Origin of the sequence: Akkermansia sp. N21116 (genome assembly GCF_029854705.2) — a bacterium.
In the GTDB taxonomy this organism is placed as follows: domain Bacteria; phylum Verrucomicrobiota; class Verrucomicrobiia; order Verrucomicrobiales; family Akkermansiaceae; genus Akkermansia.
The window spans coordinates 618,023-641,449 of the sequence record NZ_CP139035.1 but is presented as its reverse complement, the minus strand read 5'-3'; the positions used below and the strand labels follow the sequence as shown (position 1 = coordinate 641,449).

Genomic DNA, 23,427 nt, shown 5'->3' with positions numbered 1-23,427 from the left:
TGTTGATTTAATATATAATTTACTTATTATTGATTATTGTAATGGATGGTCACGGGAAATTGTATTCAGCTATTGCTGGAGGAATTTTAGTAATGCTTCTTGGCGTTGCCTATTACAGAATTGAGCATGCACCAATTGAAGACAAAATAAATATGGAGTCTATTTCTTTAGACCATTATTTTCACGGGACGAACCTTGGCGAAAAATGGAGAGTATTCATGAATGGTTATTATCCGGTTCGCGGTATCATTTTATCTCGAGTCATACCGTCAAAAAATTCCGGAAATCCCCTGTCTCAGAAAAAATATGTTGCTTTCATTGATGAAACCAGCCCATATCCAAGCTGTCGAGATCTTTTTGAAACGCCATGGATTGATTGTTACGAAATGAAAGAAGAGAAGAACATGGGAATCATATCTATCAAAATAGACAATTCGTTTTATATAAGTGTTGATACAATGATGTATCTTCCTCCCTATTTATGGTCCTTGATCGGATATGGCCGGTAAAATTTCAAGTAATCATTTGATTGCAAACAGAATATTTTATTTTCAAACATGAACAAAAATAATGCAAATTCGCTATTGAATTGGATTATTCTGACAGAGATCATTCTTGGATTCTTTTTCCTCGCATGTTTAATCATAAACAGAGGGTTTCTATGGGGTAATAATTATTTATATAAACCGATTTATACAAATTATATTTCCAGTGAATTTGATAACTGTTTTTGGGTGACCTCAAATTCTGATGAAAATGGAGAAGAAGGAGGATATTTAATTGGCTGTAATCCAAAAGACTATTATGCTATTTTCAATTGTGTCAGCCAATTTTCTTCCCCATGGGAAAAATTTCACAATTATGATTCAACATCTTCACATCATAAAATAATAGGAAGTTGCATCACCAAAGAAGATCCATTTCAAAAATCATATCGATGTTATTCCTTCCCTCCAATCTTAACATCGCGTCATCATAATGACATATTTAAAGTCAAAAGAATTGGAGACTACTATGAAATTTATAAAATGGATAAAAAATACATAAAAATAAAATTATTAAATCATAAAAAAGCTACATGGGTCTATATTGGCGACGAATGGCACAATACTCTTCCATATATATCTAATGGCTCATAACTAGCCGGGCGGAGAATTTCGTAGGTTTGTTAAAATGAATGCATACAGATTATCTCCTCGCTGATTAAACCTGAATTCACATCCTTTTACATGGAGGAATATATTAGCCTTACTACTTAAACACCGAGACTTGCTTAGACGCATTTTAAGTACAGACCAGGATCCCTCAATGCCGTCAACATGAAAACGAACTCATTGTCTCCATGAAGAAGTTTGAAATGGTGCTTAATCCATCCTTCATCAAAGCATCATAGACTCGAAAGACATCAGTATAGATCGTTGAATTATGGTCAATTCTATCCTCAATTATCCTCATAAACGTTTTCTCTTTTAACGTTATCTATAATTTGACGAAATGCCCGCTCATAGATTCCGAAAAGGATTGTTTTCCCCTTGGTTCGTTTTCCTCGTACTTTTCTCGCGCCCAGGTAACATTCATCCAATTCAAAGATACCCTTACGGCAAGTATTTTCCTGTTCGCAAAGTTTTGCCAAACGTGTACGTAACAGCTTAAGGATTCTATTGACTGTATTGCGATTTAGACCTGTAAGAGCAGTAATTTTAGTTGCTTCCATATCGATAGTAAACATGCGAATGAGACGTCTGAATTGATACTCTGAAATCCGTAAACGGGAAATATATTTATTATGCACTCATCAAGAATACATTACAATATCTTTGACGTCACTCAGCTAGTCATGCACCAAATTTAAAATGAATTTATATCACTACATCGACATCATATAGCTACACATCATCGGAATAATTCATACCCATTGCATGAATTATTCCGATCATTATCAATTGATTATATTATTCTTCTTATTGATGGCGGCTTTATGTTAATAAAACAGAATTTTTTATCGGTATCCCTCTGAACTTTTACCACAGATCCAGGAATCGGTTTCGCTCTTTGCATTTTTTCTCCATCCTGAAAACATGATGTATAATGCGCCCGTTCTTTCTTATCAAACTCATTAATTAAATTATTAACAACTGAATGAGGCATCCTTTCATATGGTCCAATTATACATCCTGGCTTATCGGATAAATCAAACCCTCCATGCGCAACAATATCTAATGTATCATATTCTTCTGACATTAACAGCATTGTTGACTTTATTTCATTTTCAATCTTACTTTTGCCTTCATTCCATATATTCTTAATAAACGATAGTTTTTCGTGCTCAATTGTTTTCATAAGATCTTCTTTTGTTTTTATTTTTTTTGCTTCAATTGTTTGATATTTACCTCCTTTTTCTTCTTCGGTCAAAATCCTAACTTTGGTTATCATTGTATTTTCATTAAATAACAGTCCATAAGTATTTATTTCTTCTTCAAGAATTTTCAATTCATTAACATATTTATCTATTTTTCCAGCCATATCAAGATCGTTTTCATTTACTAGAATCGTTATAACGAAACACGCTAACCCCAAATAATCAATCGATATATATATGCTGTTTTTAGAATATATGTAAAGATTGATTGTTTTTGATTCATTAATATAATCCCTATTAATCCAGCGACCATCATTCGGGTTGAGGTAACGGTAGTTGTAGTAATAGAGACCCAAGGGGCTGTCATCATATTCGGAGGAGAAACCGAAAGCGTTGGCTGTGTGTTTGTCGCCTTCCTCGATCAGTTTTTCTCCGTAGGGGGAATAGGCATAGCGAGCACGGCACGTTCCGGCATCATCGTAGAGGGCCGTGATGTTTTTCACCGTGTCGCAGGCGGCATAGAGCATCGTGGCATCCGTCGCGTCTTTCATCGCGAGGATACGCGTCGCCGTCGGCTGGGACGGATCCCAATAACAGGATTTCGAGAGCACGAAACAATCCCCGGATTGTCCCTCGGCGTCCAGCTTATACGCGGCGATTTGCACGTATCCCTTATAGATAAAATGCTCGCGCGATGTCAATGTGTTTCCATGGTATTCCAAGCGATCCGTGCGCCTTCCCATAAAGTCATAGGAACAGACAACGGAGTGTCCGTCCCCGGCAAACTGTTCCGGGCGATTCCGCATGTCGTAGAGGACATCCCAAACACCGGTGCGCGTCTGAATCCGCGTCTGGTTGCCGTGAACATCAAATTCGGGCGTGAACGCGTTTCCCGCATTCTGCTGTTCAATGCGGACATACTGGTTGAGCCTGTTGCTGGTGTAGCTCCGGCTTGCAGCCAGTTCGCGGGATTGGACGCGGTTGCCGATGTTATCGTAGGTGTAGGTGTAATCCTCCTTTCCATCATACGCAGCGGAAATCAACTCACTTCGGGGATTGTAATTCGGGACGATTCTTCGTTCCTCCCGCCCTCCGGCATGATCCGTCAGCAGGGTCGGCCTTCCGAGCGCATCGTAACCGTACCGGTGGGCGAGAACTTCCCGTCCCGAGGCATCCTTGTACACAAGGGCCGAAATGACATTCCTGCGATCCTCGTACTGGAGTTCCTTCCTCATGCCGTTGGGCCAGTCCATGCCGGTCAGCAATTCGCCTTCACCATAGTGCCAAGTGAATACTTTCCCTTCCTCCGGCGATGCCGTTTGCAGACGGCCGAAGCTGTCGTAGGTCAGGGCCGTGTCCTGGACGTTTACTCCCTCGACGCTCAATGTATAGCCGGCATCCCTGCCATAGGCATCGAACTTGTATTCCAGAATGGAGCGGACGCTTCCCACGAACTCTTCGCGCACAAGATCCCCCACATGATTGTAGGAATAAGTACGGGTGCCCGTACCATCCGTGATGCTTGCGAGACGCCCCAGGGCATCGTAGCTATGGCATATCGGGGTCGATTGGTCGCTGAAGGATGTTTCCGCCAGTTCCCACGTTTCCGCCTGATAGATGTAGCCGATCGATGAACCATCAGCCCGGACCGTGCGGATGACCAATCGGTCGCGGTTATAGACTGTCGTTTCGGATGTTCCGTCGGCATAGGTCTTCTTCACAGGCAGCCCGCTCAACGAGTCGTACTCCCACTGCGTGGTGTCCCCCGGCGTGTCTGGAATCCCCGTCAGCGTTTCGCCCGGGTTCCTCCATGTCGTTAGCGCGATCATGCGGCCATTGCTGTCGTAATCCTTCCGGATGGGTTGCGTACCCGAACCGAATTGTTCCGTCAACTGCCCGGCCGCGTTGTAGCGGTAATGGATTTCTCCTCCCATGGCATCGGCCGTACAGGCCAGCAGCCCGGTTACCGGGTCGTAGGAGTACGAAGTCGCATTCCCATCCGCATCCCGGCTTGTCACGATGCGCCCGGCCTTGTCGTGAGCCATCGTCAGCGTATTGCCGCGGGCATCCGTCCGGTAGAGGCATGTGCCGTTGTCCGTGTAGCTCCGGACGGAGGTCGTAATGTCTCCGGACGGGCTGATCGACAGGACTATGTCTCCACCGACAGCGTACTGCTTCGCCGGAGCGGACACGCCATCCTGCCACATTGTCGTGATGGTATTGCCCTGTTTGTTTTCCGTCATGCTGGCGCTCCAGCATCCGTATTTGTTTTTCGTCAGGCTTACGGATGTTTTCTCCTGCCCCGTCAGTCGCGTATAGCTTTCCTGATTGGCGCGGGAACCTCCCGGCAGAATGGCGGACGTTACACTCTTGCGGAATACTCCTGACGCCAGTCCGGCAGGAAGAATGGCCGGAGCCGGGTTCATCCCGGTATAGACCGTTTCGTATTCCGTGACGCGATCCACGGAAGGCTCAACCTCTGATGAGGGCGATATCTTCGTGATGGAACGCACCATGTTGCCGAAGGCATCGTATTCCATGATTTGAGGAGCCTTGTTTTCCGAGACGCGGGAGATGTTCCGCCCCTGGGCGTCATAACGAAGCCGTTCGATGACGAGACCGCTTGACTGATCTCCCGCAGGAATGCCATTGGAAACGGTTCTCCCAAATCCATCGGAGACACTTTCCGCAAGAATGGGGCCATTCGGCGAATCCTGCCGGACGGTTTCCACGATTCCTTCCGGGCTTATCCGGCGGCTGTAGAAACGCGCTGGCTGTCCGGTGGCCGATTCTTCTATGACGATTCCTGCAGCATTCCTTCTGCTCACGGCCAGCTGTCCCGACGGATGAGTCACACTTTGCATGAGATTGTTGTCGGAATATTCATAGCGAGTGACGAGGCCTGCGGCATCCGTAGTCGAAGCCAGATTGCCCTGGGAGTCATACGTTTTTTCCGTTCGGACAGAACAGGAACCGATTGTCGTCACCGTAGCAATCTCCCGACCGAGGCCATCGTATTCATGCGTGATAATCGTATCCGGCTGCCGCGAGATGGAGACGTGCTCCAGAATTTCCGGCAGAGGAGCGGGAGCTTCGTGGACTTCCCGGATGAGCCGTTTGGCACTGTCGTATTCATACCACGACTGCGTCCCGTTGTCGTGAGTTTCACGCTTGGGGCCGCAGCATGACCAGTCCGTTGCCGTCGTAGAGCCTTCGGAATCCACGGTAGCAATGGTTCTTCCGCTGACATCGGCACTCGATCTGGATTCCGAAACCGTCACAAAATCCGTTCCATCATGGACCTGCTCCCGGGTGATGAAGGCATATCCGCTTGCATCGTAAAGAGTCACGGAACGGGTCGATTGACCGGGAACGACGACACCCTGACGGACACGGGTTGACGTCGCCGCCCACGAGGCGCCTTCTTCATCCGTCGCGGAGTAATCGTAGGAAGTTTCCGCGCCATCGTAGGAAAGCGTTCTCTTGAGACGACCGCGAGCGAAGGGACATTCCGCAGAATCTCCGTGGGTTTCCGTGATGGAAATGCGCGGGTATTCGGAGCCAAGAGCCGTTTCGGTCACTGTTTCCCGGATCAGAAGATCGGATTCCTCATATTGTGATTCAGTCTTCAGGAGCATCGTCTCCGTTCCATCCGGCGCGAGAACCCATTTTTCAACACATGCCGTACGGTAATCATTGTACCAAAGATCGGCAAAAGTTGTTCTGGTTTCCAGGACGGAAACGGCATCGTCCCAAAGAGTCCTTTCCTTGACGACTCGCCCTTCATCATCATAGTCGTATTCCGTCCAATTGCCTTCCGGAGTCGTCTGACGGATCATCCGTCCGTAGTTCGGGGAGGTCGTGTCCGTTTCATAGGAATAGGTCCACACCTGATCAGTTCCCTGCCCATAGGATTTCGTGCGCTTGACGATCACATCTCCGAAGGGATAACTGCGATAGTCTTCATGAGTCACGGATTCGACAAAGTCGGCCGTATCCAGATTGATACCATCCAGGGAGCGTTCTCCCCTAAAGGTGTAGGTTGTTTCCCGAATGGCGGAAACCGGAGATTGACCGATTTTCAATGCCAGTCCGTTGGGGCGAGTGACAGGAGCCACATCCGATTCAAGAGCTTTGCGGACTTTCACAGAGCAGGCAGCCTGCTGTCCCGAACCACTGATGAAATACGTACCGTCTTTCCCATACGGCTGCCAGCGGCTTTCTTCGAAGGCTCCATTCCCCATGGCTCTCATCTTGAACATGGACAGAGAATTTGTGGAGGGATCGTCTCCGGATTCGGCCATACCGGCAATGGCGGTCAGGTTCCATGTTTTCACGGGAGTTGCTCCTTCCCGAATCGGGAAGAGGCCGTTTTCATCGACCATGGCGAGAGTGTCGGATGGAGCGTACCAGTTGATGGTATGGGCATCCGGACAATCGAGAAGGCCATCCATGCGGCACCATATCTGCCTGATGCGGTCATCCTGGATGTTATTGGCATGGAGCATGGAATCCAGTTTATTGTCGTAGTAGGCGCATTTTCCGTCGAGAGTTTCCCGGACGACGCGCAAATCTCCGCCCAGTTCTTCAACCTGAACCCACACGCCCTGATGGGTGCAATAGGCATAGGGAGTGCCATCATCGGCACGGTAGTGGATGATGGAGCCATCCATGAAGGTTTCTTCAAAGAAGGTTGCATCTTCAACATTGCCGTAGCAGAGAGTGTAATCGGAATTGAGCAGACGGAGGCGTTCGGAATAGATTTCCGATCCACCGAAAGGAGTACCGACGGGGCTATTGGAGAAATCGTAGTAGCGCAATTGTCCCATTTGGGTGACCAGAGCTACTTTATTGGTACCAATCGGGTTATCCGATGTGGAGGGAATGACGACACCAATGCGGCGTTGGGAAATGTGATCGAATTGCAACAGGGTGCCATTGGCGAGGGAATGGTGGGTACCAACCGCATAGAGCATGAGTTTTCCACCCGGCATGCCTTTCCATGAGGGGAAATGCCCGAAGGAGATTTCCAGATCGACACTTTGTCCTCCTGTGCTGGTTGCCCCAGGTACGGGATAATGCACGCATGTGGCGTTTTCATCTCCTTCGGGAGACGGATATCCCTGTGAAGGCTGATTCTGAGGTGCAGAAGGAGCATTCGTCGGATCAGCAGGACTCCCCTGTTCCGGCTGAGGCTGGGACTGATAAGAAACGCTAGGATAGTGATCCGTTACAAATATGGGAAGAATCGGAGGACGTGCCGGAAGCGGAATGGGGATCGGGCCTCCGCTTGGAGGCATACCGCCGCCACCGCCTCGTCGAGGGGATTTGGGACCTTTATTTTTGGGCGGTTTGGGTTTATCTTCTTCCTTTTCCGGTCCTTTGTCCGTGCCTTTCACCGGAGGCTTACCGGTCTCTTTAGGTGGTTTCGTGGTCGTATCATCGGGAGAAGGTTCTGGTGTAGGCTCAGGCTCCGGCTGAGGTTCTGGTTCGGGTGTAGGTTCAGGCTCGGGAGTCGGTTGCGGATCGGGCTCGGGTGTAGGTTCCGGCTGAGGCTTACTTTCCTCTGATGAACTGGAAGACGACTCACTGGAAGACGACTCACTGGAAGACGACACACTGGAAGACAACTCACTGGAGGACGACTCACTGGAGGACGACTCACTGGAGGACGACTCACTGGAGGACGACTCACTGGAAGACGACTCACTGGAGGACGACTCACTGGAAGACGACTCACTGGAGGACGACTCACTGGAGGACGACTCACTGGAGGACGACTCACTGGAAGATGATTCACTGGAAGATGATTCACTGGAAGATGATTCACTGGAAGACGACACACTGGAAGACGACACACTGGAAGACGATTCACTAACGGAAGATTCGCTAGACGACTCGGAGCTTGATACCAACGAACTGCTGGCTACTTCATCTGTAGATGCGAGGGAGACTATCGGATCCCCCGATACTGCTTGTTTTTTTGGTTTCATTTTATATTTATTCTCATTTAGGATTTCCCCTTCATGGAGAGTCCTTCGAGGAATGCGTATAATTGATAGAACAGTTTGATTACAAGTGATGAAAATGGGCCTAGACCGGAGAAATTCCGGAAAATTCGATGCATGTATTGCCACGATTTCTTTTGGGTACGTTTGCCTTCCGATCGCTTTCAAGAAATATTCCGGACAATATTCAAAACGTTTTGGACGTGAATGCTGTATAATCATTTTCTAGGCCCATTTTTCAAGCTGGAAAAAGAAATCCCGTTTCTGGAATGATGGCTCCCTATGAAAAACAAACAAAAAAGCAAGAACCCTCTAAAACACGGCATCGTTTTGCACGTTTTCGTGTATTATGGAGATTCCGCTCTCCTTCGTGAAACGTTCCTGTGCGCACGCATGGCCTTGCCGGAAGCCCGTCTGGTAGCAGTGGATGACGAAGCTTGTCCCTGCCCGGATGCGACGCGGAGCGAGCTGGAGAAGATGGGGGTGGAATGGCGCGTGAGCCATTGGCCCCGGGGAGGTAATCTGCGGGGCAAGTCCTGCATTCTGGGGATTCTCTCCGAAATGGAAGCAAGCATACGGCATGAAGACGATGTCCTGATTAAAATGGATGCCGATACGTGCCTGCTGGACGGAGCGGTGTTTCGCTCGTTTGCCGGAATGAAGGAAAAGGTACTGTGCGGCAGCGGAGATCCGAAGGAACGCATTTACGGCTGCCTGTATGCAATCCGGGCACATGCCTTGCGGCGGGTACGGACATATGTGGAGGGGTTGGAACTGGATCCGGTGATGCCGGAGGATGTGACGGTGGGGTTTTCCACGATGCATCTCTATCCCGATCCGGAGAGCCGCATGGTGTTCCCTATCGGCGGAAAGGGCGATGCGTGGACGGCATACCGCTGGGGTTATTATCCCGATGCCCGCCCTTACCGCGGGTGCACGATGGTAACGGTGGGGGATCCTCCCCCGGCTCCGTTGACAAAAGAACAAAGACTGCCGGTGATGCGGAATTTACGGCTCGTCGCCCAGCAGCGACTGATGGGCAACTTCGGTTTCCCCGGTAGCGGGCAGGTATGAACCAGACGCTTTTCACCGGGCGGGCAGGTATGCGCCAGGGCGGAATGATGCGGTTTTTTACCAGGGAGAGTGTTGTAATCGGCGGATGGCTACTATTCAACGGGCAACATTAAGGATAAATCCCTCGGGAAGTTACAAATTACGCCTGGTCATTTCCCGGGACAAAAAATACTCCGGGAAGCGCATCCAGCTCGGTCTCCGAACGCGGGACCGGGCATGCGCCCTGCTCCGCTCCCGATATATCGTCGAAGAATTCCGCAGGGCGGGCGTGTGCCGGAATATCACGTTCCGATGCATATGTCCGGAACTTCCGACGGAAGGATTGGAAGAGACCGAGCTGGTATGGCATCCCGGCATGCCGGAATACCGGGACGCTGCCATGGAGGAAACAGCCCTCCTGGTAGAGCATTGCCTGAAGGTGGCACTGACGACACTGGCGCAATAGACGCCGCGCAGTCCATGAGTCTGGTTTCCGTTTCAAAAAATGGGAGTCATCAGCAATCGGGAAGGATCAGAGACGTCCCTCCGGGCAAATCGACCCAAACGGAGGGTGGCTCAAATCCTGACTCCGACAATCGTGAGGTTGTCCTGATAGGGGTATTCGAGCATTTCCACTTGTTCGAGGATGTAGTGCACGAAAGCTTCGGGATTTTTCGTCTCCGGATACAGGGACAAAGCCAGCTCCTTGTTCGTGTCTACATCTTCCAGCCACTCATCGAGGCCGTCCGAGGCAACCAGCAGAAAATCCCCTTTCTGCAAGGGAAACGCTTCCCCTGGGCAGTCGATGAGATCAATTTTTTCCCCCATGACGGCAGAACGCAAAATGCTTCTCTGGCTCAAGGCGTAGTCGAGGGAAACATCCCCCCGGAGCCATTCTTCCCGGACAAGAGGCCACATCGAGTGGTCGGCATTGAGTTTGCGGGGCCGCTCCCCGCTGCGCCAGAGGTAAAGGTGCGAGTCCCCCACGCTCAACCAGTATAAATTATTGCCGGCATCGACATAGGCAACGACGAGGGTCGTTCCCATATTGCCACGCTGGGATCCCTTTTGGAGGGAGGCAAGGTGGCGGTTGGCATCCTTGAGGGCCTGGGACAAGCGAGCCGGAGGAGCCATGTCCGGATACCCGGCAAAGGCTTCCGAGAAAGAAGCCAGCGTTTCGCGGGAAGCGACCTCGCCGGCCAGGTGCCCTCCCATGCCGTCGGCCACCAGCACGAGAAAACCGCCGCCGGACACAGTCACGACATCAACGGCATCCTCCTGATGGAGCCTGGTCCCCTTCCACTGGACCATTCCATATTCCGAACCGTCTTGGAGGCGAGGAGTCATGGTTTACAGGGAAGGGGCGGCAATGAAAAAGCGAGGGAGAAAGGAATCAATCCTTCTTCTTCAATTGCGGAAACAGAATGACGTCGCGAATGCTCTGGGCTCCCGTCAGCAACATGACCAGGCGGTCGATGCCGATACCGATGCCTCCTGCGGAGGGCATGCCGTATTCCAGCGTTTCGATGAAGTCGTAATCCACCTTCTGGGTTTCCCCGGCGGCCTGGTGTTCAAGGCGTTCGCGCTGGACGTCCGGATCGTTCAATTCGGAATACCCGGGGGAGATTTCCTGACCGTTGATGACGAGTTCGTACACATCGACGACTTCCGGATTCTCCTTGTTGATCTTGGCCAGGGGGACGAGATCCTTGGAGACGTGCGTGACAAAGCAGGGGCTCATCGTTTTTTCTTCGACAAGCTTTTCGTACACCTGCTGGGTGACATCCACATCGAGCAGGTCGTCTCCGATTTCCAGATGGAGGTCGTTTTCGGCCCGGGCACGGCGCTGTTCCGGGGTAAGATCAAACCAGTCATCTCCGGCGACTCCCTTGACGAGATCGTAGTAGTCGGCTCTCTTCCATGGGCGGGTCAAGTCGATAGTATAGGGGTTGCCGTTGGGGTCGGTGTGCTCCAGTTTGAGCGTTCCGCAGAATTTTTCCGCCAGATGGCAGACCATCTCTTCGACCATGTCGGCCATAGTCTCGAAGTCGCCGCAGGCATCGTAGGCTTCCAGCATGGTGAACTCCGGATTGTGGCGGCGGTCAACGCCTTCGTTGCGGAAACAGCGATTGAGTTCGAACACTTTCGTGAACCCGCCCACCATCAGGCGCTTGAGGGAGAGTTCCAACGCAATGCGAAGCGTCAGATCCTGGTTAACGGCATTGAAATGAGTCGTGAACGGAGAAGCGGCGGCTCCGCCGGCAATGCTTTGAAGTACGGCCGTTTCCACTTCCAGATACCCGCGGTTGCAGAGGAAGGAACGGATCTCCGACACCATCCGGGAACGGGCGACAAACAACTTGGCGCTCTCTTCATTGGCAATCAGGTCCAAATGGCGTTTGCGGTAGGACACTTCCCGGTCTGCCAGGCCGTGCCACTTGTCAGGCAGGGGGCGCAGGCTCTTGGCAAGGATTTTCAGGGACGTCACGTTCACGGTCGGTTCACCGCGCTTGGTGATGAATGTCGTACCCGTGATGCCGATCCAATCGCCACGGTCCAGAAGCTTCCATAATTTCCAATCCTCTTCGCTAACGTCGGCCTTGCTCAGGAATCCCTGAATGCGCCCGCGCACGTCCGCGATCGTAAAGAACTGAGACTTGCCCATATCGCGGATAATCATCAAGCGCCCGGCAAGAGACACGGTTTTACCTTCTTCGAAGTTTTCCCGGAGATCGGCGGGATTGGTAGTGATATCAAAGCGGCTTCCATAGGGATCAATACCCATGGCCCGGATTTTTCCGAGTTTTTCTCTGCGGACGGCAATCAGGTCCGCTTCGGATGATGTTTGCACAGGCTGCTCTTTTTCAGACATGGTGCGGAGATACTAGAGGCTTCCCCCCCGTTTGGCGAGTGCATTGTGTTCAATCGCACAATTCTTCCCTCGATTTTGATCATTTTTCCCTTTTGCTTTTAGGAATCATTCTAAATAATTGTGACATCATGGTCAAAAAAGGCGCTATTTAACGTCCGGGGAGCATAATTCCTTTTACCCTCGCAAGTTGATATGGTAAATTCGCCCGCAAGTTAAGTATCGACTTAATCATTTGACAATACCCGTGCAAAATATGAGTGAGAATGCAACAATAACCTACAGCACGATTGACGCTAACGAAGCAGTCGCTTCCGTGGCCTATCGTTTTTCGGAAGTCGTGGCGATCTACCCGATCACTCCGTCCTCGCCTATGGGCGAATCTGCTGAAACCTGGGCATCCATCGACCGCAAGAACCTCTGGGGAACCGTTCCCTCGGTGGTCGAGCTGCAGAGCGAAGCCGGAGCAGCCGGCACCGTTCATGGCGCCTTGCAGACCGGTTCTCTGGCAACGACTTTCACCGCCTCCCAGGGGCTCCTCCTAATGATCCCCAACATGTACAAGATCGCAGGCGAGCTAACCCCCTGCGTCTTCCATGTCGCCGCCCGCGCCCTGGCCACGCAAGCCCTGTCCATCTTCGGCGACCACTCCGACGTCATGGGAGTCCGTTCCTGCGGCTGGGCCATGCTTTGCGGTTCCTCCACCCAGGAAGCCGCCGACTGCGCCGCCATCTCCCATGCGGCCACGCTTGAATCGCGCGTGCCCTTCATCAATTTCTTCGACGGTTTCCGTACGTCCCACGAAGTCGGCAAGATCGCCGACATCACCGACGATACCCTCAACAGCATGATCAAGCAGGAGTGGGTGGACGCCTTCCACGAACGCGCCCTCAATCCCGATGCCCCCGTCATCCGAGGCACGGCCCAGAACCCCGACGTGTACTTCCAGGGACGCGAAGTCGGCAACCAGTTCTACGCCAAGGTTCCCGCCATTGTCCAGGGAGCCATGGACAGGTTTGCCGCCGCCACCGGCCGCCAGTACCATCTGGTCGATTACGCCGGAGCCGAAGATGCCACCAGCGTCATCGTTCTCATGGGTTCCGGCTGTGAAGCCGTCCACGAAACCGTGGAAGCCATGATGGAACGCGAAGGAGCCAAGGTCGGCGTGCTCAAAATCCGCCTGTACCGTCCCTTCCCGTCTGAAGAACTTGTCAAGGCCCTGCCGAAGACAGTCCGCAAGATCGCCGTACTCGACCGCACGAAGGAACCCGGTTCCCCCGGAGAACCCCTCTACCTCGACGTTGTCCACGCTCTGTTTGAAGCCCAGAGCGCCGGCCAGCTTCCTTTCGCAGGAGGCATGCCTGCCGTCGTTGCCGGACGCTACGGTCTTGGTTCCAAGGAATTCACGCCCGCCATGGTCAAGGGAGTCTTCGACAACCTTGCCAAAGACGCCCCCCAGAACCACTTCGTCATCGGCATTGAAGACGACATTCTCGGCTGCAGCCTTCCCTACGATCCCGAATATGGCGTCGAAGCCGACGACGTCACGCGCGCCATGTTCTTCGGCCTCGGATCCGACGGTACGATCGGTGCCAACAAGGACTCCATCAAGATCATCGGCCAGCACACCGACCTCAACGTGCAGGGCTACTTCGTGTACGACTCCAAGAAGTCCGGTTCCACGACAATCTCCCACCTGCGTTTCGGTCCTCGCCCGATCCGTTCCACCTACCTCATTTCAAAGGCCAACTTCCTGGCCCTGCACCAGCCGAGCCTGCTGAACCTGTTCGACTTCCTGAAGTTCGCCGTCCCCGGCGCCACCTTCCTGATGAACAGTCCGTTCCCCGCCGACAAGGTATGGGACAAGCTTCCCGCCCGCATGCAGCAGCAAATTCTCGACAAGGGCATCAAGCTGTACGTGATCGACGCATTCTCCGTTGCCAAGAAAACCGGCATGGGTGGTCGCATCAACACCATCATGCAGACCTGCTTCTTCGCGCTATCCAACGTCATCCCTGCTGACGAAGCCATTGGCTATATCAAGAAAGCTATTGCCAAGACCTACGCCAAGAAGGGTGAAGAAGTCATTAACAAGAACATTGCCGCCGTCGATGCCACGCTGGAAAACCTCCATCAAGTGAATCTCGACGGCGCCACTGTCAATGGGCATGCCATCCCCCCGATCATGTCCCCCGAAGCCCCGGAATACGTCACAGACGTTCTGGCCACTATCATGGCCGGTGAAGGAGACTGCCTGGCTACCAGCAAACTGCCCGTCGACGGAACGTTCCCGTCCGGCACGTCCCAGTACGAAAAGCGCGATCTCGCCCTCGAAATCCCCGTCTGGGATCCCGAATGCTGCATCCAGTGCGGCAAGTGCACGGTCGTCTGCCCGCACGCCGCCATCCGCAGCAAGGTCTTCTCCCCCGAAGAACTCAAGGATGCCCCGGAAAGCTTCAAGTCCTCCGATGCTCGCCATCCCGACTGGAAGGGCCAGAAATTCGTCATCCAAGTCTCTCCGGAAGACTGCACGGGTTGCACGCTCTGCACCGATGTCTGCCCGGCCAAGAACAAGAAGGTTGAAGGCAAGAAGGCCATCAACATGGAAAAGAACGACGGCGAAACCCACACGGAAGAAGTTGCCAACTGGAACTACTTCATGAAACTGCCCGACGTGGATCCCCGGCTGGTAAAGACGGATAATGTCCGTTCCATGCAATTCCTCCGCCCGCTGTTCGAATTCTCGGGAGCTTGTGCCGGCTGCGGTGAAACGCCGTACGTCAAGATGCTCACCCAGCTCTTCGGCAACCGCCTCGTCGTCGCCAATGCCACAGGGTGCTCCTCCATTTACGGCGGCAACCTGCCGACCACCCCGTGGTCCAAGGATGCCGAAGGACGCGGTCCAGCCTGGGCCAATTCCCTGTTCGAAGACAACGCCGAATTCGGTCTTGGCTTCCGTGTGTCCCTCGACAAGCAACAGGAATTCGCCACGGAACTCCTGCTGGAACATGCCGCTACCGTCGGCCAGGATCTTGTCGACAAGATCCTCAACAACCCGCAGAAGAACGAAGTCGAAATCCAGGACCAGCGCGACAATGTCGCAGAACTCAAGTCCCGCATCGCCGGCAAACCGGAATGCGCACGCCTCCTGGCCACGGCCGACAAGCTCATCCGCAAGAGTGTCTGGATCCTCGGCGGCGACGGCTGGGCCTACGACATCGGTTACGGCGGTCTCGACCATGTCCTCGCCAGCGGCAAGAACGTCAAGGTACTCGTGCTGGACACGGAAGTGTACTCCAACACGGGCGGTCAGTGCTCCAAGTCCACTCCGCTGGGCGCCGTCGCCAAATTCGCGACAAAGGGCAAAGAACAGGTCAAGAAGGACCTCGGCCTGATGGCTATGACCTACGGCAACATCTACGTTGCCAGCGTTGCCATGGGAGCCAAGGACGAACATACCCTCAAGGCCTTCGTCGAAGCCGAAGCCTATGACGGTCCCGCCCTGATCATCGCCTATTCCCACTGCATCGCCCACGGCATCGACATGGCCAAGGGGCTCCAGCAGCAAAAGACAGCCGTGGACAGCGGTCGCATCCTCCTCTACCGCTACAATCCGGATCTTGCCGCCGAAGGCAAGAACCCGCTGATCGTGGAAGGCAAGGGACCGAAGGGCGACCTCAAGGAAGCCCTTTTGACGGAAAACCGCTTCCGCCTCCTGGCCAAGAACAACAAGGAACACTTCGAAACCCTCGTTGACAAGGCTCAGCAGGACGCCATCCACCGCTGGAATATGTACAAGGCTCTCGCCGATATGGGTTCCGACAAGGAATCCAAGTAAGCGAATCCGGTCACAAATCCTTCATCCCCCCGCAGCATCCTGCTTGCGGGGGGATTTTTTCTCCTCATTTTTTCCCGGCGATATCCCTGGGGAAGATAGGAAAGCCCACCCTTTCCGGCGGGACGGCATGGAAACCTTGTCCGTCCTCTCCCATTGTGATAAGCCCATCCCCATGGCGAGCCTTCATCAACATATCCTGGCGGAACTGGCCTCCTTCTACCGGCCTGAGGAATTTCCGGTTCTGAGGCACCAGTGCGCCCAATGGGAAAAAACACGTCCTCTGGACGGCTTGAAGGTTCTTGACGCCACACCCCATTTCCGCAATACATACGCCAAATACGCTGCACTGATCGCAGCAGGAGCCCGGCTTTCCATTGCCATCGGCCCAACTCTTCCACACGACCCGGAAGCTCTCCTCCAGGCGCAAGAATTCGGGATTCCGGTCATCTCACCCTCAGAAGCCATCCATTCCTCGTTCGATCTCGTCCTGGACTGCGCCGGCATCCTGGCGGAAGTCCCGGCGGCCATGGGATATGCCGAGCTAACCCGATCCGGCGTAGCACGCTATACTCATGCCCAGTCCCCGGTCTGGGTCGTAGACTCCGGCAGGATCAAACAAATAGAAACATGCCTCGGAACAGGGGACGGCTTCGTCCGGGCTATGGCAAACTGGGGATATTCTCTGCAAAAGCGCCGCCTCATCGTCTTCGGCTACGGCAAGGTTGGCAGAGGAATCGTGCTGATGGCCTTGCGCCAAGGTGCAGAAGTAACAGTCGTAGACATTGATACCGAAGTCCGAGAGCATTTGCCTCCGGGAGTCGGATTCATTCCCCTGAATGCACGGGAACAAGTTCGACAAGCTGTTGTTCGTGCCTTCTGCGCCGTTACGGCAACAGGCGTTCTACACGCCTTGGAGGAGATTCTATCCCCCGGAGACCTCCAATCCCCCGTCCTTCTTGCCAACATGGGCGTCGAAGACGAATGGGGGCCATCCGTCCCCGCAGAGCGGGTTCTCAACGCCAAGCAACCCGCCAACTTCTCCCTGAAAGATCCTACGCTCATGCGTTACATTGATCCTCCCATGGCCCTCCACAACGCAGGCGCACTTGAGTTGGCCCGGGGCGGCATTCCCCGGGGACTTCACCCCCCATCCCCGTCCTTGGAAATATCGTACGGTGAAATCATCCGCCGTCACGGATTGATCGGAAAAGAACTCAGCCTCGTCGGACTATAAAAATCTCTCCTCCTCCCATGGAGAGGAGAAGAGAATAGACGCAGCAGCAGTCAAAGCCCCATCGCCTCAGGCCTCCGCCCGACCAAGGGGAAACTCGCGCTGGGTATTGGCCAGGAGGTATGCCTTATGGATCATGGAACGAGCTTCATTCAACAGGCTCAGATACAGCAGTGCGGCACGCATATCCTTGACCTCCTCGGTCTGAAGCACAATGTTCGTCCGGATAGCATCCGCAAACTCATCGCCCAGAGAACGGGAAGCCTCCAGGACTTCATCCAGCAACCTGGCATCGCCGGAAGAGACAAACTCCTGAAGAGCCGGACTGATCCGTGCAATGCGGGCGCCCATTCTGCGCAGGCCCCGGACGAGTTCCTGATCCAGACCATTGTGATTATTATCAATGTAGTTGAAACCGGAACGCGTAATCACCGTCAGGGAATCGAAAGAAGAACCGGCATATTCCATCAGCTGGATATACATTCTGCCTCGGTCGGCCAAATCGCGGGGCAATTTATTAATCGCCGGAAGAACCTCCGAAGGAACCTTCTCCGCGAGATTCTTGCGCATACTGTTGGCTTCCTTCGCCAAACGCTTCAGAAGTTTCCTGTCTTCGGAATGCAGGGCATCCAGCGTACTGGCATAAATCCCGGACATGGCATTCATGAGACCGCACACCTCCATGCAGGCATTGCGGATTGCGGCCACATCGCGCATATCGGTAATAATCTTATACTGTTCCCGCTTTTGCTGGCGTCTCTTGTGAAGCCGGGCGCTCTTCACCAGCAACCATGTGGCAACGGCGATGACCACGGCAATACCGGCAACTCCGCCATACATGATCACAACTGCCACGATACAAGCCATCGTAAACGCGGCAAACGCTGTAAAAAACCACCCGGAAATCACAGTCATCACCCCGGTAATCCGGTACACGGCACTATCGCGTCCCCACGCTTTGTCGGCCAGGGATGAACCCATGGCGACCATGAAAGTCACATAGGTGGTAGACAGAGGAAGCTTCAGAGATGTTGCCATGGAAATCAGAAGTGCCGCCACCGTCAGGTTCACGGAGGCACGAATCAAGTCAAACGAAGGGGCTCCAACCGGGATCTCTTCCTCCGGCAACGGCTCGAAGCGCTTTTCGATAAAACGCCCCAGGGGAGCCGGAGTCACTCTCCGGAGGAACTTGCCGATCATGATAGCGATACGCACGACAAAACGCGCAGGAGGCACGGAACCGAAACGCTCAATCCCGCCTGCCTGACGGGCCAGGTTGACTTCCGTTTCCGTCACCGTCTGGGCTCGTTTGGAAAACGCCAGCGCCAGAACCATGATTATGCCGGCTCCGAACAAATACCTCCAGTCGGCCACAACAGGTTTGGCCAGTTCCCCCATGGTCAGAGTTGCAATGTCCCCGCCGGAGGCGGCAACCCCCTGCGCGATTTCCACCGACGAAGCGCCGGCCATGAATACGCCGATGAAGTTCACCAAGTCATTTCCGGCAAAGGACAGGGCCAAAGCCATCGTTCCGGCCAATACGGCAATCTTGAGGATATTGATCTTGAACAGGAATTGCAGTGCTCCCATCACAACCGTCCAGAAACACATGCACACGGCCAGCCAGAACCAAAGACTGGCATCAATGGAATGAATCAGTTCCTTCGTGACAAAAGAACTACCCTTCAATCCTTTGAACAGGGCAAAATACGTAATGGCCGTCAAGGCCAAGCCACACCACAAAGCCCCCACCCGGTTAAACATCTTTTTGTACCGAAACGAGAAAATAAACCGCGAAATCCACATGATAATCGCTCCGCATGTGAACGCGACCACCACCGAAGAGAAAATCCCGGAAATAATCGCCAGAGCTTTGCTGGAGTTAATATAATCCCCCAACTGTCCGGCAACGCCCGGCTCCGCTCCCAGCAGTTTGATCGCCGCCACGGCTACGGCAGCACCCAACAGTTCAAAGACCAGGGAGACCGTCGTCGATGTCGGCAAACCGTACGTATTGAAAACATCCAGAAGAATCACGTCCGTCAGCATAACCGCCAGAAAGATCATCATCACATCATGAAAGTAAAACTGCCCCGGAACGAACACACCGCTTCGGGCAATCTCCATCATCCCGCTGGAACAAATGGAACCCAGCAAAATACCAATTGAGGCAACGATGACGATCGTCCTCCGGGAGGCAGCCTTGCTTCCCACGGCGGAGTTCAGGAAGTTGGCAGCATCATTCGAGACGCCTACAACAAGATCGAAACATGCCAGCAGAAGCAGAATCCCTAAAATAAAGTAATAAATTGTGTCCATATGTTCGATTGGTGCGCCAGATCCCATGGCGGATCTTTGACGTGCCCGGACGTATACAGGAGGACGGTATCGATACTCCCGTCTTATTATGTAACATTGTTGTCACTTTGGGGCAAAAATCCCTGGGAATGCGCAATCGGGACACAAAAACCGGATTCACAACCCATGCGAGACAGGCCGCGAACCCGGTTGAGGGAAAGACGGAGGCACATCTCCTCCTCCTTGATAATTCCTGCAACACAGGAACGGATGCTTACTTGGCGCGTTGCGTCCAGCCGTGAGAATCCAGCCATTTTTCGGCTTCCTTCGGCCAGGCATCCGTCGGCTGGTTACGGATCTCCATGCCATAGCCATGTCCGCCCCGTTCATACAGGACGCGAGTAACATCCACACCGTGCGCTTTGGCCGCCAGCTCCATCAACTCGCTATTCTTGCAGGATACACCGTCGTCCTTCGATTGTTCCAGAAAAAGGGGCGGTGTTTTGTCCGTCACACGCTTGTCACCGGAATAGCGAGCCTTTACTTCAGGTGCCACCTGACTGCCAAACAGCTTATATCGGCTGCCGGCATGCCCCACGCCATCCTCTAAAGTAATCACAGGATAAATCAGCATCGCAAAATCAGGACGGCAGGGAACGGCATCCAGTCCGTCTCCCGTTTCGCCGGATAGTTTTTCATCCCAAATCGTCGCCATCATCGAAGCAAGATGTCCTCCCGCAGAAAACCCTATCACTCCGATTTTTGCAGGATCCGCTCCCATGCTCGCCGCATCACGGCGGATAATCCTCAACGCCTGCCTGGCATCGCGCAAGGGACCGGGAAACTGAGTAAACTTCCCACTCCCCTGATCCGTCACACGATACTTCACCACAGCGGCAACCATCCCCAGTTCATTCGCCCATCGGGCAATTTTAGTCCCTTCCTTCTCAATCGCAAGAATACCGTATCCACCGCCGGGAAACACCACCAGCACAGGACGCTTGTCGCTCGCCTTCCAGCCCTCGGGATAGAACATCTGAAACTTAGGACACAAAGTATCAGTAATATGCCCCGGAGCTATCACATGTTCCTTGCCTTCATCCGGAATCGACTTAAACAGGGGAAACCACTCACCGGAATACGGTCTCTCAGACGAAGACACTGCCGCAGCAGGTTCCTCGGCAGAACTCAATCCGGCGGTAGCAAAGCCCATCAGCCCTAGCCCGCACGCCAGTAACAACCCGTTTTTTATCGTCATATTCATAAAAAGGAAAGATATGCGGGTTAGTCTAACACGCTTCTCCCTCAATGCTATCCAATTCCAACATCCCCTCAAAAATTTTCATCTTGCACTCCGAACGGTCATGTTCCTATTCGGTCTTGCAGAACCGGATACGACCGGGCAGGGTTGGAAGGTAGCCATGACTGAAAAGGAAAAAATGCTGTCCTCCGCGTTGTATCATCCAATGGATCCCGAACTCATTGCCGACCGAGCTTCCATCAAAAGGATTATTCACCGATTCAATACCATGGAACCGGATCTCGTCCGGGAACGCCACGACCTGATACGCCCCTGGCTGGCTTCCCCCACGGAACACTTCCATATCGAACCTCCCTTCCATTGCGACTACGGTTACAATATCAGCATCGGGGAAAATTCCTATATCAATTACAACCTGACTGTGCTGGATTGCGGAAAAGTCACCATCGGAAAAAATGCCTTCATCGGCCCCAATGTCAGCATCTATACCCCCAACCACCCCATTGACGCCAATCTGCGCAATTCGGGCGTTGAAACGGCCTTTCCCGTTACGATCGGGGATAACGTCTGGCTCGGAGGGAGCGTTACCATCCTCCCCGGTGTCACCATCGGAGACAATGTCGTCATCGGCGCCGGAAGCGTCGTTACCAAAGACATCCCGTCCCATTCCGTTGCCGTCGGCAATCCCTGCCGCGTCGTCAAAAAGCTTTCCTCCGACGTATAAAAGAGTTCCGGGAACGTTTTTCTCCCTTGCTTTCCCGGAACGGCACGATTAGGGTTTATCCACCCAAACACCCAATGTTTGGAACTTTTCTATTCAACCATTCTATACGACCATGCGAAGCGATCGAGTCAAGGCAGGTTTCGAGCATGCCCCGCACCGCAGCCTGTTGCGGGCGACGGGGATGACGGACGAAGACCTCAAGCGTCCATTCATTGCCATTTGCAATTCATTCAACGAAGTCATTCCCGGCCATGTCCACCTCAACAAGGTCGCCCAGCTGATCAAGGAGGAAGTACGCAAAGCCGGAGGAACTCCGGTCGAATTCAACCTGCCGGGAGTCTGCGACGGTATTGCCATGGGCCATCAGGGAATGAAATTCTCCCTGGCCAGCCGCGAACTGATTGCCGACAGCGTAGAAACAATGCTGTCCGCTCACGCCTTTGACGCCATGATCTGCATCCCGAACTGCGACAAGATCGTACCGGGCATGATCATGGGAGCCATGCGCTGCAATATCCCTACGATTTTCTGCAGCGGAGGCCCCATGGCTGCAGGACAGGGAGAAGACGGTTCCGCCCTGGATCTCAACAGCGTTTTCGAAGCCGTCGCCCAGTTCAAGAACGGCAAAATCGACGAGCACCAGCTTTACAAAATGGAATGCAGCGCCTGCCCCGGAGCCGGTTCCTGCTCCGGCATGTTCACGGCCAATTCCATGAACTGCCTCTGCGAAGTCATCGGCCTTGCCCTCCCCGGCAACGGTACCTTGCTGGCTCTTTCCGAAGAACGCAAGGAGTTCTGGAAGAAATCCGCCCGCCGTGCCGTCGAAATAGCTAAAGCGGACGGTCCCCTTCCACGTGATATTGTCACCCAGGATTCTATCGACAATGCCTTTACCATCGACATGGCTATGGGGGGAAGTTCCAACACCGTCCTCCATACGCTGGCCATCGCCAACGAAGCGGGAGTCGAATACGACCTCAACCGCATCAACGATATTTCCAAACGGACTCCGAACATCTGCAAGGTAGCCCCGTCCTCCCGGTTCCATATGCAGGACGTATTGCGTGCCGGCGGCATCAGCGCCATTATCAACGAAATCGCCAAAATCACCGGAGCCCTTCATCTCGACTGTATCACCGTCAGCGGCAAGACGCTCGGAGACCAGGTCGCCGGAGCTGAAATCAAGGACGAAACCGTCATCCACAAACTCGAAAACGCCTACACGAAGGACGGCGGCCTCGCCATCCTCTTCGGCAATCTGGCAGAAAACGGAGCCGTGGTCAAATCCGCCGGAGTTCTGCCGGAAATGAAGGAGTTCAAGGGAGAAGCCATCATCTTTGAATCCCAGGAAGACGCCTGCGAAGGCATCCTCGCCGGCAGAGTCAAGCCCGGTCATGTGGTCGTCATCCGCAACGAAGGTCCCAAGGGAGGCCCCGGCATGCAGGAAATGCTGGCTCCGACGTCCTACATCATGGGACAGGGACTCGGCTCCTCCGTAGCTCTAATCACGGACGGACGTTTCTCCGGAGCTACGCATGGTGCCTGCATCGGTCATGTTTCTCCGGAAGCTGCTGAAGGAGGCGTCATCGGATTGCTGAAAGACGGGGACATCATCGAATACTCCATTCCCCAGCGCTTCCTGAAAGTCCACTTGGATGATCAGGAAATTGCCGCACGCCGGGCTCAATGGACACCGACATACAATCCCATCCAATCCTCCTGGCTCAACCGCTACCGCAAACTGGCCACCAACGCCAGCAAAGGGGCTATCCTGGAGAAGGATTAA

Annotated in this window: 15 protein-coding genes; 9 read left to right on the top strand and 6 right to left on the bottom strand. The window is 53.2% G+C overall.

Annotated features, from left to right (window positions below; all coding sequences use genetic code 11):
- The first annotated feature begins 41 nt into the window (after positions 1-41).
- On the top strand, positions 42-509 hold the full coding sequence (locus tag QET93_RS02395; protein ID WP_280131708.1) for a hypothetical protein: 468 nt from the start codon (positions 42-44) through the stop codon (positions 507-509).
- A 48-nt stretch (positions 510-557) separates the two neighbouring features.
- Positions 558-1,139, top strand: coding sequence for a hypothetical protein (locus tag QET93_RS02390; RefSeq protein ID WP_280131707.1), 582 nt, complete (start codon positions 558-560; stop codon positions 1,137-1,139).
- Between the two features lie 302 nt (positions 1,140-1,441).
- Here QET93_RS02390 and QET93_RS02385 read toward each other — a convergent pair whose 3' ends face one another.
- Entirely contained in the window at positions 1,442-1,729 is a 288-nt protein-coding gene (locus tag QET93_RS02385) for a hypothetical protein (RefSeq protein ID WP_280131706.1), read from the bottom strand.
- A gap of 218 nt (positions 1,730-1,947) precedes the next feature.
- Positions 1,948-7,758, bottom strand: a complete 5,811-nt coding sequence (locus QET93_RS02380) for an RHS repeat-associated core domain-containing protein (protein ID WP_322190080.1) — start codon at positions 7,756-7,758, stop codon at positions 1,948-1,950.
- A gap of 170 nt (positions 7,759-7,928) precedes the next feature.
- Here QET93_RS02380 and QET93_RS02375 point away from each other — a divergent pair, with 170 nt between their 5' ends.
- The 3 genes from QET93_RS02375 (at position 7,929) to QET93_RS02365 (ending at position 9,886) form a co-directional block, all read left to right on the top strand.
- Positions 7,929-8,237, top strand: a complete 309-nt coding sequence (locus QET93_RS02375) for a hypothetical protein (protein WP_280131704.1) — start codon at positions 7,929-7,931, stop codon at positions 8,235-8,237.
- 412 nt (positions 8,238-8,649) lie between these two features.
- A complete protein-coding gene (locus QET93_RS02370) occupies positions 8,650-9,441 on the top strand; it encodes a hypothetical protein (protein ID WP_280131703.1) in 792 nt (263 codons plus the stop codon).
- Positions 9,442-9,526: 85 nt separating this feature from the next.
- Positions 9,527-9,886, top strand: coding sequence for a hypothetical protein (locus QET93_RS02365; RefSeq protein ID WP_280131702.1), 360 nt, complete (start codon positions 9,527-9,529; stop codon positions 9,884-9,886).
- Positions 9,887-9,996: 110 nt separating this feature from the next.
- Here the strand turns inward: QET93_RS02365 and QET93_RS02360 are convergent, their stop codons facing one another.
- A complete protein-coding gene (locus QET93_RS02360; RefSeq protein ID WP_280131701.1) occupies positions 9,997-10,767 on the bottom strand; it encodes a SpoIIE family protein phosphatase in 771 nt (256 codons plus the stop codon).
- Between the two features lie 46 nt (positions 10,768-10,813).
- A complete protein-coding gene (gene lysS / locus QET93_RS02355; protein ID WP_280125638.1) occupies positions 10,814-12,292 on the bottom strand; it encodes a lysine--tRNA ligase in 1,479 nt (492 codons plus the stop codon).
- Between the two features lie 253 nt (positions 12,293-12,545).
- Between lysS and nifJ the strand changes: the two genes are divergently transcribed.
- Complete coding sequence (gene nifJ / locus QET93_RS02350) at positions 12,546-16,127, top strand: pyruvate:ferredoxin (flavodoxin) oxidoreductase (RefSeq protein WP_280131700.1); 3,582 nt, start codon at positions 12,546-12,548, stop codon at positions 16,125-16,127.
- Between the two features lie 127 nt (positions 16,128-16,254).
- On the top strand, positions 16,255-17,361 hold the full coding sequence (locus QET93_RS02345) for an NAD(P)-dependent oxidoreductase (RefSeq protein WP_280131699.1): 1,107 nt from the start codon (positions 16,255-16,257) through the stop codon (positions 17,359-17,361).
- Positions 17,362-17,427: 66 nt separating this feature from the next.
- On the opposite strand, the gene QET93_RS02340 is transcribed toward QET93_RS02345, so the two are convergent.
- Together QET93_RS02340 and QET93_RS02335 are read right to left on the bottom strand one after the other, a co-directional pair.
- Positions 17,428-19,677 (bottom strand): inorganic phosphate transporter, encoded by a 2,250-nt coding sequence (locus QET93_RS02340; protein WP_280131698.1) that lies wholly within the window; start codon positions 19,675-19,677, stop codon positions 17,428-17,430.
- Positions 19,678-19,930: 253 nt separating this feature from the next.
- Positions 19,931-20,914: an alpha/beta hydrolase gene (locus tag QET93_RS02335; protein ID WP_280125642.1), complete on the bottom strand. Its 984-nt coding sequence runs from the start codon at positions 20,912-20,914 to the stop codon at positions 19,931-19,933.
- A 163-nt stretch (positions 20,915-21,077) separates the two neighbouring features.
- Between QET93_RS02335 and QET93_RS02330 the strand changes: the two genes are divergently transcribed.
- The gene (locus tag QET93_RS02330) at positions 21,078-21,641 is read left to right on the top strand and encodes a sugar O-acetyltransferase (protein WP_345783046.1); all 564 of its coding nucleotides are present in this window, start codon (positions 21,078-21,080) and stop codon (positions 21,639-21,641) included.
- A gap of 112 nt (positions 21,642-21,753) precedes the next feature.
- Positions 21,754-23,427, top strand: coding sequence for a dihydroxy-acid dehydratase (gene ilvD / locus QET93_RS02325; protein WP_280131696.1), 1,674 nt, complete (start codon positions 21,754-21,756; stop codon positions 23,425-23,427).

Excerpts from the sequence above, each read along its gene's own strand:
- QET93_RS02390 (WP_280131707.1), top strand. The coding sequence starts at position 558 with ATGAACAAAAATAATGCAAATTCGCTATTGAATTGGATTATTCTGACA.
- QET93_RS02385 (WP_280131706.1), bottom strand. The coding sequence starts at position 1,729 with ATGTTTACTATCGATATGGAAGCAACTAAAATTACTGCTCTTACAGGT.
- QET93_RS02340 (WP_280131698.1), bottom strand. The coding sequence starts at position 19,677 with ATGGACACAATTTATTACTTTATTTTAGGGATTCTGCTTCTGCTGGCA.
- QET93_RS02345 (WP_280131699.1), top strand. The coding sequence starts at position 16,255 with ATGGAAACCTTGTCCGTCCTCTCCCATTGTGATAAGCCCATCCCCATG.
- QET93_RS02375 (WP_280131704.1), top strand. The coding sequence starts at position 7,929 with ATGAACTGGAAGACGACTCACTGGAAGACGACTCACTGGAAGACGACA.
- QET93_RS02370 (WP_280131703.1), top strand. The coding sequence starts at position 8,650 with ATGAAAAACAAACAAAAAAGCAAGAACCCTCTAAAACACGGCATCGTT.
- lysS (WP_280125638.1), bottom strand. The coding sequence starts at position 12,292 with ATGTCTGAAAAAGAGCAGCCTGTGCAAACATCATCCGAAGCGGACCTG.
- QET93_RS02365 (WP_280131702.1), top strand. The coding sequence starts at position 9,527 with ATGGCTACTATTCAACGGGCAACATTAAGGATAAATCCCTCGGGAAGT.
- QET93_RS02335 (WP_280125642.1), bottom strand. The coding sequence starts at position 20,914 with ATGACGATAAAAAACGGGTTGTTACTGGCGTGCGGGCTAGGGCTGATG.
- QET93_RS02330 (WP_345783046.1), top strand. The coding sequence starts at position 21,078 with ATGACTGAAAAGGAAAAAATGCTGTCCTCCGCGTTGTATCATCCAATG.
- QET93_RS02395 (WP_280131708.1), top strand. The coding sequence starts at position 42 with ATGGATGGTCACGGGAAATTGTATTCAGCTATTGCTGGAGGAATTTTA.
- QET93_RS02360 (WP_280131701.1), bottom strand. The coding sequence starts at position 10,767 with ATGACTCCTCGCCTCCAAGACGGTTCGGAATATGGAATGGTCCAGTGG.
- ilvD (WP_280131696.1), top strand. The coding sequence starts at position 21,754 with ATGCGAAGCGATCGAGTCAAGGCAGGTTTCGAGCATGCCCCGCACCGC.
- nifJ (WP_280131700.1), top strand. The coding sequence starts at position 12,546 with ATGAGTGAGAATGCAACAATAACCTACAGCACGATTGACGCTAACGAA.